The organism is Nocardioides zeae (assembly GCF_030818655.1).
In the GTDB taxonomy this organism is placed as follows: Bacteria; Actinomycetota; Actinomycetes; order Propionibacteriales; family Nocardioidaceae; genus Nocardioides; species Nocardioides zeae_A.
The window spans coordinates 15,784-28,279 of the sequence record NZ_JAUTAN010000001.1; the positions used below are offsets into that span (position 1 = coordinate 15,784).

Below are 12,496 nucleotides of genomic sequence, written 5' to 3' on the forward strand. Positions count from 1 at the left end.
GCCTCGCGCCGACATCCGCACGCACCACAGCACGCAGACCAGCAATACATGTCGCCGCGAGAGCGTTGTACGGGGGAGTCCCCGGCCCTCGTGCGCGACCAGCACGACCGAACGACAGCCAGTAGTGACCCAGCAGCGACGATCGAGGAGATTTCATGACGGAGACGGTGAGCGGCCCGGGCGCAGCAGGCGCTGAGGGTCGTTCGGGCTCGGCCGGCCTCACCCTCACCCCGGTGTTCAGCACCCCGGGTGTGCACCCCTACGACGAGATCACCTGGGAGCGTCGCGACGTCGTCCAGACGAACTGGAAGACGGGTGCCACCGTCTTCGAGCAGCGCGGCGTCGAGTTCCCGGACTTCTGGTCCGTCAACGCCTCGACCATCGTCACGTCGAAGTACTTCCGCGGCGCGCTCGGCACCGACGCGCGCGAGTGGAGCCTCAAGCAGCTCGTCGACCGCGTCGTGAAGACGTACGTCGCGGCCGGCGTCGAGCACGGCTACTTCGCCGACGAGGCGGCCGCCCAGGTCTTCGAGCACGAGCTCACCTGGCTGCTGGTCCACCAGTACTTCTCGTTCAACTCGCCCGTGTGGTTCAACGTGGGCACGTCGAGCCCCCAGCAGGTCTCCGCCTGCTTCATCCTGTCGGTCGACGACTCGATGGACTCGATCCTGAACTGGTACAAGGAGGAGGGCTTCATCTTCAAGGGCGGCTCCGGTGCCGGCCTGAACCTCTCCCGCATCCGCTCCAGCAAGGAGCTGCTCTCCTCGGGCGGCACCGCGAGCGGTCCCGTCTCCTTCATGCGCGGCGCCGACGCATCGGCGGGCACCATCAAGTCGGGCGGCGCCACGCGTCGTGCGGCCAAGATGGTCGTCCTCGACGTCGACCACCCGGACATCGAGGAGTTCGTCGCGACGAAGGCGCGCGAGGAGGACAAGATCCGCGCGCTGCGAGACGCCGGCTTCGACATGGACCTCGGCGGCGACGACATCACCTCGGTGCAGTACCAGAACGCCAACAACTCGGTCCGCGTCTCCGACGAGTTCATGCGCGCCGTCGAGGACGGCACGGAGTTCGGTCTCCGCGCCCGCCAGACCGGTGAGGTCATCGAGACGGTCGACGCCCGCGAGCTCTTCCACAAGATCGCGAAGGCCGCCTGGGAGTGCGCCGACCCGGGCCTGCAGTACGACGACACGATCAACGACTGGCACACCAACCCCGAGACGGGTCGCATCACTGCGTCCAACCCGTGCTCGGAGTACATGTCGCTCGACAACTCGTCCTGCAACCTGGCGTCGCTCAACCTGCTGAAGTTCCTCAAGGACGACGACACGTTCGACGCCGACCTGTTCGCCAAGGCCGTCGAGATCATCATCACCGCGATGGACATCTCGATCTGCTTCGCCGACTTCCCGACGGAGCCCATCGGCGAGACGACGCGCAACTACCGCCAGCTGGGCATCGGCTACGCCAACCTCGGCGCGCTGCTGATGGCCATGGGCCTCGGCTACGACTCCGACGGTGGCCGCGCCATGGCCGGCACCATCACCTCGCTGATGACCGGCACGTCGTACCGCCGCTCGGCCGAGCTCGCCGCGATCGTGGGCCCCTACAACGGCTACGCCCGCAACGCCGAGGCGCACCAGCGCGTCATGCGCAAGCACCAGGCCGCCAACGACGCCGTGCGCACGATGCACAGCAACGACACGGCCGTGCACCGCCTCGCCACCAAGGAGTGGGCGAAGGTCGTCGAGCTGGGCAAGGTCAACGGCTTCCGCAACGCGCAGGCCTCCGTGCTCGCCCCCACCGGCACCATCGGCTTCATGATGGACTGCGACACCACCGGCATCGAGCCCGACTTCTCGCTCGTGAAGTTCAAGAAGCTCGTCGGCGGCGGCTCGATGCAGATCGTCAACCAGACGATCCCGCGCGCGCTGAAGAAGCTGGGCTACCAGCCGGAGCAGGTCGAGGCCATCGTCGACTACATCGCCGAGCACGGCCACGTCATCGACGCCCCCGGCCTGCGCCAGGAGCACTACGAGGTGTTCGACACCGCGATGGGTGCCCGCTCGCTCAAGCCCATGGGCCACGTCCGCATGATGGCCGCGGCGCAGCCGTTCCTCTCGGGCGCGATCAGCAAGACGGTCAACCTGCCCGAGTCGGCCACGGTCGAGGAGATCGAGGACGTCTACCTGCAGTCGTGGAAGCTGGGCCTCAAGGCCACGGCGATCTACCGCGACAACTGCAAGGTGGGCCAGCCCCTCTCCGACGGTGGCGGCAAGGCGAAGAAGGACGCGGCCGACGCCGCCGAGGCTGCCGAGGCGGCCGAGGTCGTGGAGAAGGTCGTCGAGAAGATCGTCTACGCTCCGACCCGCAAGCGCCTCCCGAAGTCGCGTGTTTCCCGCACGACGTCGTTCACGGTCGGCGGCGCGGAGGGCTACATGACCTCCGGCGCCCACGAGGACGGCGAGCTCGGCGAGATCTTCCTCAAGCTCGGAAAGCAGGGCTCGACCCTGGCCGGCGTGATGGACGCGTTCTCGATCGCGGTGTCGATCGGTCTGCAGTACGGCGTGCCGCTCGAGACCTACGTCTCGAAGTTCACCAACCTGCGCTTCGAGCCGGCCGGTCTGACCGACGACCCGGACGTCCGGATGAGCCAGTCGATCATGGACTACATCTTCCGTCGCCTGGCGCTGGACTACCTGCCGTTCGACGAGCGGGCGGGCCTCGGCATCTACTCGGCCGAGGAGCGCCAGCGTCACCTCGAGACGGGCTCCTACGAGCCGGTCGAGGAGACGGGCTCGGCGGCCGAGCTGCTCGAGGCGCCGACCGTGGAGATCACGCCGCTGCCCGAGGTCGCGGTGGAGGAGAAGGCTCCGTCGGCCGAGTCCGGCGCCAAGCCCGCCCCGAAGGAGGCCCACACCTCCGCGGAGCTGCTCGAGAAGATCACGGGCACGGCGGTCGACAGCCCGCTCTGCTTCACCTGCGGCACCAAGATGCGCCCGGCTGGTTCGTGCTACGTCTGCGAGGGCTGCGGCTCGACCAGCGGCTGCAGCTGAGCCTCACCCGCGTCACCCCGACGGCCCCGGTCCCTCCTCGTGGAGGGGCCGGGGCCGTCGGCCATGTCGGTCGCTGGCGGCACGCCGCTAACCTGCGCGCGTGGACTCCGTCGGTGGACCCCCGCTCCGGCTGGCCCTCACGGACGCTCTGGGCCGGGGCGACCGAGACGGGGTCGTCAGGCTGATGCAGGCGGCGACGCCGTCCGAGAGACGCTCCGTCGCTCCGTTCGTCCGCCGGCACGACGCTCGGGTCTCATCCCTGCCGGGTGGCAGCCTGGCGCCCGACGGTGAGTGGAGGGGCCGGCTGACCCCGGCCCACTGGTCGGCGTCCTCCGCAGCCCAGCTGGCCTGCCTGTCACCCGAGCGTGCCGCTCGATACTGGCCCCTCGACCTGAGGGACCGGATCGACCTGCCACCGGCACTCCATCCCGAGGACCTCCACGTCTTCGTGCACGAGTGGTCGGCGCGGCTCGTCCGGTCGCCGAAGGACTGGGACGGTCTCAACGGGATAGAGGCGATGTTCGACTGGGTCCGCGACGGCCTGGTGCCGCCGCCGCTCGACCACGGGGCAGTGCTCCTGCTGGGGGCGTGGTTGCCGTCGGCCCGTGGGGGCGGATGGCTCCTGTCGTACCTCGAGGCACGCCCCACCTTGATCGGGACGACGCTGGCCGCGGTCTTCGACGTCGACGGCGTTCCCGGCGCATCGCTGGCGCAGTGCGACCAGACGATGGCGTGGCAGTCGCGTCGGATGGATCGTCACGTGATCCCCGAGCTCGTCCGCCGCGGTCACTGGAGCCGCGACTTCGTCCTGGACGGCATCGAGCGCGCACTGCAGCGTGGCCAGACGGGCTATCACACGCGGTGGTTCGTCGGTCTCCGTGACGTCGTCATGCGGATGCGCGTCCGCTGACGCCCCCCAGCCTCACCCCGGCTGCGCCGTCACGATCCCTTCCGCCGCGGCCCACGCGGTGATGTCCCGCCGCTCGATCGCGGCCGCGATGAGGTCCGGGAACGCCTCGGGCGTGCACGCGAACGTGGGCACGCCCAGCCCGGCGAGCGCGGAGGCGTGGTCCTCGTCGTACGCCGGTGCCCCGTCGTCGCTCAGCGCGAGCAGCGCGACCACGGTGACGCCCGACGCAACGAGACGCGCGCAGCGCGCGAGCATCTCCTCGGCGATGCCGCCCTCGAACAGGTCGCTCAGCAGCACGAGCACGGTGTCGGTGGGCCGCTCGATGCGGCTCTCGCAGTAGGCCAGCGCGCGGTTGATGTCCGTGCCGCCGCCGAGCTGCACCCCGAAGAGCACGTCGACCGGGTCGTCCATGTCGTCGGTGAGGTCGACGACCTCGGTGTCGAAGACGACCAACCGGGTCGCGACGGAGCGCAGCGAGGCGAGGACGGCGCCGTACACGGACGCGTAGACGACCGAGGGGCCCATCGACCCCGACTGGTCGACGCACAGCACGATCTCGCGCTCGAGCTGGTGGGCCCGGCGCGCGTGGCCGACGAGGCGCTCGGGCACGACGGTGCGGTGCTCGGGCAGGTAGTGCTGGAGGTTCGCGGCGATGGTGCGCCTCCAGTCGATGTCGGCCGGCCGCGGACGGCGGGTGCGGGCGGCGCGGTCGAGCGCACCGGTCACGGCCTGCACGGTGCGCGCGCGGATCCGCTCCTCGATCTCGTCGACGACGGTCCGCACGACCCGGCGGGCCGTCTGCTTCGAGTGCTCGGGGATGACGCCCCGCAGCCCCATCAGCGTGGTCACGAGGTGCACGTCCGGCTGCACCGCCTCCATCAGCTCCGGCTCCGCCAGCAGCTCGCGGAGGCCCAGCCGCTCCATGGCGTCGACCTGGAGCACCTGCACGACGGAGCTCGGGAAGTAGGTGCGGATGTCGCCCAACCAGCGGGCGACCCGCGGCGACGAACCACCGAGCCCCCCGGTCCGCGAGCGGGAGCCGGAGCGCTCGCCGTACAACGCCTCCAGCGCCTCGTCCCGCTTCACGTCGTCGGCGGAGAGCTCGACACCGTGGCCGTCGTTCCCCAGCACCTCGTCGGACGGCGCCCCGAGGACCAACCGCCACCGCGTGCGGGCGTCCCGCTCGCTCATGCGACCGCACCTCCCACCTCGGGAGCACCCAACAACCGCGCCACCCCGGCGAGCACCGGCGCGGCCCCGTCGACGTCGAGCACGAGGCCACCGGACGCGCCGCCGGACCGCGGCCCCCGCCCCACCCCGCGCGCCACCGCGCGTCGCTCGGCGGACGAGAACCGCGCGAAGGTGCGACGCAGCAGCGGCAGCAGGTCGTCGAAGACGGCGTCGGCGGTGCCGGCCATCCAGTCGTCGAGGATCCGCAGCAGGTCGTCGTCGTGGAGCAGCACGGCCGCGTCGCCGGCGAGGAAGCCGTCGAGCCAGGCCGCCGCCGCAGGCGCCGGGGCGGCGGGGGACAACCGGCGGGCCATCCGCTCGGCCGCGGTGGCCGGCACGACCAGTCCCGCGTCGAGCAGCAACCGGTTGGCCCGTCCCACCACCGAGCCGTGCAGCGCCTCGTCGGCCGCCAACCCGCCGAGCGCCTCCTGCCACGGCTGGCGCAGCGCCTCGTCGTCCAGCAGCGTCACGCCCTCGTCGCAGGTCTCGATCGCGCGGCGGGCGCGCGCGGCCGCGTCGTCGTCGAGGCTCGCGCAGGCGGCCCGCAGCCCGACGGACGCCCGCACGACCACGGTGCCGAGCAGGTCGGCGACGCGGGTCGTGTCGGCGCCGCGCACGTCGCCGTACCGCCGCGTCCGCGCCAGCGGCCCCACGCTCTCCGCGAGCGCCAGCGCGTCGTGCTGGTGGGTCGTGCGCTCGGCCAGTGCGTCGACCACGGCGGCCAGCCCCGCGGGCAGGTCGGCGAGCAGGCAGGCCTCGACGAGGTCGCTCAGCGCGGGGAGGTCGGGAGCCACGGCGGCGTCCTCGGCGACCGTGCGGGCGGCGGCGTCGGCGACCGTCGTGCCCCGCAGGCCCGCGTCGACGAGGGCGACGGCGAAGCCCGGGTCCCACTGCAGCCGCCAGGCCTCCTTGAAGGTGCCCGTCGTGCGGCCGCGTCGATCGGCGTGCCCCAGGCGACGCCGAGCAGGCGCAGCCGGTGCAGCAGCGCGGAGCGGGCGCGGCCGTTGGGCGTGCGCAGGTCGAGCACGGTCTCCGTCACCGACGCGCTCGGCTTGAGCCGCACGGCGCGCTGCTGCCGCGCGAGGTCCGCGGCCACCGGCGCCATCGGCACGTGCTCGGGGACCTCGCCCAGCCGCTGGCCCACGACCACCTGCTCCTCGACGAGCTGCAACGGCACGGCCGAGCCCTCGCACAGCACCGTCAGCACCGCGTCCTGCAGCTCCGCGAGCCCCGCCGACGGTCGCCCGCGCATGACCGCCAGGTCATCGGCCAGCCGCGTGGCCTCCACCAGCGACGCGGGCGGGGCGTCGATCCCGGCGGTCCGCAACGCCCGGGCGACGGCCACCATCCACGCCGGCACCACGCCGTCCCGGTCGCGGTCGGCCCAGGTGAAGAGGTGGTCGTACCAGCCCGGCGAGCCGACGCCCGCGCCGTACCCGCTCGTGAACTGCAGCCGCCCGTGCGTCCACGGCACCCAGGTGACCGCCACCTTGGTGCGCGGCAGGCGCGCGAGGAGCCGGTTGTCATGGGCGGCCGCCGGGAAGTCGGGCAGGTGCAGCGCCGGGGCGTGGAACGCACCGCACACGAACGCCACCCGCTCGTGGCCCTCCTTGAACGCCGCCCGCACGACACGACGCATCGCCGCCTCCCGCCGCGCGTTCTCGAGGTCCTCGTCCGCGTGCTCGGAACGGTGGGCGTCGCGCACCTCCGTCACCGCCTCGCGCAGCAGCGCGAACCGGTCGAGCACGCTCACCGTGGCGTCGGGCAGCTCGACGGCGTCCTCCCACCACCGCTCGGGGTCGTCGTACCCGGCCGTGCGGGCGAGCGTCCCGATCACGTCGGGGTACGACGCGGGCCGGGCGTCCTCCGGGGCCCCCTCGACATCAACAGGGGCCAGCTGGTGGACGGCGGGCAGGTCCGCGAACCGCACCGGTACGCCGCGGGCGACCGCCCAGCGCAGCGCGACCCACTCGGGGGAGAACGCGGCGAACGGGTAGAACGACGCCCGGCGCGGGTCGTCCGCGGCGTACACGAGCGCCGCCACGGGCGGCACGAGCCCGGGGTCGGCGACGTGGGCCACCAGCGGGTCGAGCTCCGGGCAGCCCTCGACCACGACGAGGTCGGGCTGCAGCTCCTCCAGGGCCGCCCGCACGGCGCGGGCCGAGCCCGGGCCGTGGTGGCGGATGCCGAGGGGGACGAGGACGCTCGTGGTCACGGCAGTCACGGGAGCAGCGCTCAGCCCAGCTCGCGGCACGCGCGGTAGAGGTCCGCCCACGCGGGGCGGTCGCGGACGACGGTCTCGAGGTACTCCTGCCACACGATCGCGTCCGCCACCGGGTCCTTCACCACGGCGCCGACGAGGCCCGCGGCGACGTCGGCGGCGCGCACGACCCCGTCACCGAAGTGCGCCGCCAGCGACAGCCCGTTGGTCATCACCGAGATCGCCTCGGCGGTCGACAGCGTGGCCGACGGCGACTTCAGGCTCGTGCGCCGGTCGAGCGTCGAGCCCGAGCGCAGCTCCCGGAACACCGTGACGACGCGCTCGATCTCGCTCGGCGCCCCCTCGGTGCCACCGAGGTCGGCGGGCAGGTCGAGCGAGCGGCCCAGCGCCGACACCCGGCTGCGCACGATCTCGACCTCCTGCTCGACGCTGTCGGGCAGCGGCAGCACGACGGTGTTGAACCGTCGCTTGAGCGCCGACGACAGGTCGTTGACGCCCTTGTCGCGGTTGTTGGCGGTGGCGATCACGTTGAAGCCCGGCCGGGCCTGCACCTCGGTGTCGAGCTCGGGCACCGGCAGGGTCTTCTCCGACAGGATCGAGATGAGCGCGTCCTGGACGTCGGCCGGGATGCGGGTCAGCTCCTCGATGCGCACCAGCGCGCCGGTGCGCATCGCGCGCATGACCGGGCTGGGCACCAGCGCCGCCTCGGACGGCCCCTCGGCGAGCAGCCGGGCGTAGTTCCACCCGTAGCGCAGCGCCTCCTCCGCCGTGCCCGCCGTGCCCTGCACGACGAGCGTCGAGGTGCCGCTGATCGCCGCCGCCAGGTGCTCGCCGACCCACGTCTTCGCCGTGCCGGGCACGCCGAGCAGCAGCAGCGCCCGGTCGGTCGCCAGCGAGGCCACCGCGATCTCGACGAGGCGCCGCGACCCGACGTACTTCGGGCTGATGACCGTCCCGTCCGGCAGCTCGCCGCCGAGCAGGTAGGTCGTCACCGCCCCCGGCGACAGCTGCCAGCTCGGCGGGCGCGCCCGGCCCGACGCGGCGTCGTGGTCCCGCAGGGCGGCGAGCTCGTCGGCGTACGCCTGCTCGGCGTGGGGCCGCAGCACCTCGGGGGTCTCGGGCGTGCCAGGGGTGGTCGTCATCGCAGGGCCTCGCTGATCGTGCGTCGGAAGGACAGGAGCTGCAGGGCGGTCGAGAGGGGTCGACCGGTGGTCTCGGGCAGGTCGGTGCGCACCAGGTCGGTGAGCCGGTCGAGCGTCGCGGGCGGGGCGTCCACCAGCGCGTCGCGCAGGTGGTGGAACACCTCGGTCGGCAGCACGAGCCGCGGCGGCGGCACGCGGTGCAGCGCCTCGACCGCCTCGCGGCCCAGGCCGGGGTCGGCGGGCACGGGGAGGGCGGCGAGCAGGTCGCGGAGGTCCCGCAGGTCACCGGCTCCACGGCAGCGGGCGAGACCGGACCCGAGGTGCTGCGTGCGTTCCTCGAGGGGCAGCACCGACAGCAGCCCCGAGGGGCGTCCCTCCACGGCGATCACCGCCCGCGCCCAGACGGCGTCGCGGCGCAGCAGCACCGCCCGTCGCACGGCGTCGCGGAGGGGGTCGGGGAGACGCTGGTACGTCGCGGCCTCGTCCACCCCGGACCCCCGGGTCAGCACGGTGAGCGGGGCGCCGGTCACCAACGTGGCGAGCCACCAGTCGTGGCGGGACGTGCCGCGCGGGGGAGGGGTGAGCCCGTCGCGCACGCCGGCGTCGTCGGGGTCGGGCGGGGTGGCGAGGTCGAGGCGCCGGCCGAGGATCCCGCTCCGGGGAGAGCAGCGGCGCGAGCCGGTCCGCCATCCGCTGGGCCCGCCGTGAGGTGGGCAGCCCGTCGAGCAGGTGCTGCGCGAGACCCCGCACCTTCACGGACCGGTCGTCGAGCGCCCGCTCGAGCAGGGGGTCGTCGGTGTCGGCGAGCGCCGTGCCGAGTGCCTCGAGGTGCTGGGTGCGCTCGGTGACCGGGTCGTTCGCCCAGGTGGAGGCGACGAGGTCGGCCGCCAGCGCCCGGTCGGCGGGGTCGTCCGAGGCGCGGAGGTCGAGGAGCAGCCCGAGGCGCGCCGGCGCCGGGAGGTGGGGCCACGCGGCCGGGTCGGGCCGGTCGTCGGGAGCTCCGGCCGCGGGCGCCGCGCCCCGGTCGTCCCTCAGCACGGCGCCCCAGCCCGGGTGCAGCCCGGCGAGCCAGCGTCCGCGCGCGTCGAGCACGGGCCGCAGCGGCGCCCGGAGCGCCGGTGCGCTCCGGGCACGCTCCAGCAGCACCGGCAGGAGGTCGTGGGGCACGCGGACCCCGGCCGCCGCCGCGCGCTCCAGCCAGTGGGCGACCAGCAGGTCGCGCTCCGCGGCCGGCACCGGCGCGGGCCGTGCGTGGAGCAGCTCGAGCAGCTGCCGGGCGCGCGGGGGCGGCGCGGCGAGGGTGTCGGCAGGCGCGGGAGCGGGGGCGTCGGCGGGAGCCGCGGGAGCGTCGGGCGCTCCCACCGACCGCAGCGCCGCCAGCACGGTCGCGGCGTCGAGGAGGCGGGTGCCGGAGTCGGCCGTGGGGCTCGGACCGAGCCCCGTGAGCACGTCCGGCGGCTCCGGCACCGCCCGACGTCCGCTGCCGAGGATCGCGGCCGCGACGACGCCGTCGGCCCAGTCCTCGATCGTGCTCACAGTCCCACCACCCCGTCGCCCGTGCCCACGGCCAGCACCCGGAGCACGCCGTCCTGCAGCTCGCCGAACAGGTCGGCGGGGTGGCCGCCGGTGCGGGCGAGCAGCGACCAGACGGCGCCCGTGGCCTCCTCCTCGTCGGCCCCGGTCGCGACCCCCGGCACCGTGCGGCCCGCCGGGTCGACGACGGTCACCGCGCCGGTGGTGTCGGCGTCCGCGCCCGGGAGGACCCGCGCGTCGGCGACGACGACGGGCACGCGCCGTACGAAGGGGTTGGCGGCCAACGCCGCCGTGCGGCGCGCGCGGGCCGCGGCGAGGTCGCCGCCCCCGGGGAGCCGGTCGAGGTCGCCGGCGGCCACGGGCTCGGCGACGAGGAGGGCACGGCGGGGGTCGTGACCGGGGTAGAGCGCGAGGGTGGCCTCGAGCCGGCTCCCGACGGTGCGGGCCACGGGCACGGGGGCGCCCCGCGCCGCGAAGTCGAGCACCTGCACGACGTGGCCGGAGCGCTCGCCGTGGAGCCAGGTGCGCTGCTCGAGCAGGCCCCCGTCGGTCGAGCGGTGGGCACCGAGCACGGCCCACACGTCGGTGACGGTCTCGCCGGCGCGCACCTCGTCGGTCGCCCAGGCCCAGCCGACCACGGCGCGGAGGTCGGCCGCGCTCGCCGCGTCGAGGTCGCCGCGGCGCCGCCAGGCGCGCACGAGCAGCCACCAGCGGCCGAGGACGTCGACCGTGTGCTCGGCCCAGTCGGCGCGGTGGCGGACGGTGCGCCCGAGGGCGCGCACCTCCTCCGCGACGCCGGGCAACTGGGCGTCGACGAGCCGCGCGGCCGCGGACTCCCACCAGGTCAGGTCGCGCTGCCGGGCGGCGGCGATCCCCGTGCGGGCGAGGTCGGTGAGCCAGACCGCGAGCTCCTCGACGCCCGCGTCCATCCGCGCGAGGCGCTCGTCGCGCCGCTTCGCCGCGGCCTCGGCCCGCGCTGCCTCGACGGCCGGGTCGACGGGATCCTGGGACCCCGCCTCGGCCGCCGCGTGGGACGCCGCCCGCTCCGCCCGCTGGCGCGCCCACGCGGCGGCCTCGTCCGGGGCGTCGGCGCCGGGCTCCAGGTCGCCCGCCGACCAGCGCATCAGCAGCGCCAGGGCGTGCTTGCAGGGGAACTTCCGGCTCGGGCAGGAGCACCGGTAGGCCGGACCGGCCAGGTCGACGCTCACCTGGTAGGGCGCCGTGCCCGAGCCCTGGCACTTGCCCCAGACGAGCGTGGCGCTGACGCCGCAGTCCGACCACGACCCCGGGGCGGTCAGCCGGCGCGCCGCGGCCAGCGACGCCGCGTCGGGCGCAGCGCCGCGCACACGCTCGAGCGACCAGCGCTCGGCGGGGGCGTCCGCGGCCTCGGGGGTGGTCATCGCCCGCCATCCTGTCGCATCCCACCGACACCTGCGGGGTACCGGGGCCGGTCCCCACCCGTCCACACCACGGGCGACCCCCACGAACGGAGCAGAGATGTCCCACCACGACACCGACGGAGGCACCGCCAAGGTCGCCGAGCTCGTCGAGCAGGCGCGCATCGCGATGCTCACCACGATGACGAGCGACGGGAAGCACGTGAGCCGGCCGATGGCGCTGCAGGAGGTGGAGTTCGACGGTGACCTCTGGTTCTTCTGCCACGACGACTCCGCGAAGGTCGCCGAGGTGCGCGAGCACCCGCAGGTGAACGTCTCCTTCGCCGACCCGAAGCACGCGGCCTGGACCTCGCTGTCCGGCACGGCGCTGCTCACCCACGACGCGGACAAGGCCCGCGAGCTGTGGTCGCCCGCGCTCGAGGTGTGGTTCCCGGACGGCCTCGAGACCCCGACGCTGGCGCTGCTGAAGGTGAAGGTGGACACGGCCGAGTACTGGGAGTCCTCCTCCTCCCGCGTGCGCCGCCTCGTCGGCGGCATCCGGGCGGCCGTCACCGGGGACCCCGGTAAGTTCCCCGCAGAGAACGAGACGACCCGCCTGGAGGACAAGTGAGCAGCTTCCGCCCCACCCGCCTGGTGTCCGCCGCGACGGCGGCCTACGGCGTCTACGCCCTCGCCAAGCCCAGCCACCTGCCCGACGCGCTCGGGATCCGCGGGGGCGAGCGCGCGTCGTACGAGGGCCTCGCGAAGACCTACGGCGTCCGTGACCTCCTCATCAGCACCGCCGGCATCGTGGGCGGGCAGCGGGTGCGCCGCCTCGCGCTCGGCGCGCGCATCACCTCGGACGTCGTCGACTGCCTGCTGCTCAACCAGAAGCTGTCCGACGGCACGGCGCGGAAGAAGGCCACCGCCGTGACGCTCGCGTGGGCCGCGCTCAACACCTCGGTGCTCGTGGCCGACGTGACGAAGGGCTGAGCCGCTCGCGGAGGTTTGGCCGCGCGCGTCACGGC

8 protein-coding genes and 2 pseudogenes are annotated in these 12,496 nt (G+C 74.3%); 4 read left to right on the forward strand and 6 right to left on the reverse strand.

What is annotated here, in order from left to right; genetic code table 11:
• The first annotated feature begins 155 nt into the window (after positions 1-155).
• Both QE405_RS00065 and QE405_RS00070 read left to right on the forward strand, forming a co-directional pair.
• Positions 156-3,056, forward strand: a complete 2,901-nt coding sequence (locus QE405_RS00065) for a vitamin B12-dependent ribonucleotide reductase (RefSeq protein WP_307198193.1) — start codon at positions 156-158, stop codon at positions 3,054-3,056.
• Between the two features lie 100 nt (positions 3,057-3,156).
• Entirely contained in the window at positions 3,157-3,966 is an 810-nt protein-coding gene (locus QE405_RS00070) for a hypothetical protein (protein ID WP_307198194.1), read from the forward strand.
• A gap of 12 nt (positions 3,967-3,978) precedes the next feature.
• Here the strand turns inward: QE405_RS00070 and QE405_RS00075 are convergent, their stop codons facing one another.
• From QE405_RS00075 to QE405_RS00105, 6 genes and pseudogenes are all read right to left on the reverse strand, one after another.
• Positions 3,979-5,157: a vWA domain-containing protein gene (locus tag QE405_RS00075; RefSeq protein ID WP_307198195.1), complete on the reverse strand. Its 1,179-nt coding sequence runs from the start codon at positions 5,155-5,157 to the stop codon at positions 3,979-3,981.
• Positions 5,154-7,513, reverse strand: a pseudogene (locus tag QE405_RS20835) (DUF5682 family protein). Before QE405_RS20835 ends, QE405_RS00075 begins: the two are co-directional and overlap by 4 nt.
• The gene (locus QE405_RS00090; RefSeq protein ID WP_307198196.1) at positions 7,432-8,559 is read right to left on the reverse strand and encodes an ATP-binding protein; all 1,128 of its coding nucleotides are present in this window, start codon (positions 8,557-8,559) and stop codon (positions 7,432-7,434) included. The pseudogene QE405_RS20835 and the gene QE405_RS00090 overlap by 82 nt, the downstream one beginning before the upstream one ends.
• Positions 8,556-9,155, reverse strand: coding sequence for a DUF5691 domain-containing protein (locus QE405_RS21050; protein ID WP_444939674.1), 600 nt, complete (start codon positions 9,153-9,155; stop codon positions 8,556-8,558). Before QE405_RS21050 ends, QE405_RS00090 begins: the two co-directional genes overlap by 4 nt.
• 25 nt (positions 9,156-9,180) lie before the next feature.
• Positions 9,181-10,095: pseudogene (locus QE405_RS00100) on the reverse strand (DUF5691 domain-containing protein); the annotation flags it as partial.
• Positions 10,092-11,492: an SWIM zinc finger family protein gene (locus tag QE405_RS00105; protein WP_307198199.1), complete on the reverse strand. Its 1,401-nt coding sequence runs from the start codon at positions 11,490-11,492 to the stop codon at positions 10,092-10,094. The pseudogene QE405_RS00100 and the gene QE405_RS00105, both read right to left, overlap by 4 nt.
• Before the next feature lie 97 nt (positions 11,493-11,589).
• Between QE405_RS00105 and QE405_RS00110 the strand changes: the two genes are divergently transcribed.
• Together QE405_RS00110 and QE405_RS00115 are read left to right on the forward strand one after the other, a co-directional pair.
• Positions 11,590-12,099: a pyridoxamine 5'-phosphate oxidase family protein gene (locus QE405_RS00110; protein ID WP_307198200.1), complete on the forward strand. Its 510-nt coding sequence runs from the start codon at positions 11,590-11,592 to the stop codon at positions 12,097-12,099.
• Positions 12,096-12,461: a hypothetical protein gene (locus QE405_RS00115; RefSeq protein WP_307198201.1), complete on the forward strand. Its 366-nt coding sequence runs from the start codon at positions 12,096-12,098 to the stop codon at positions 12,459-12,461. Before QE405_RS00110 ends, QE405_RS00115 begins: the two co-directional genes overlap by 4 nt.
• Positions 12,462-12,496 lie beyond the last annotated feature (35 nt).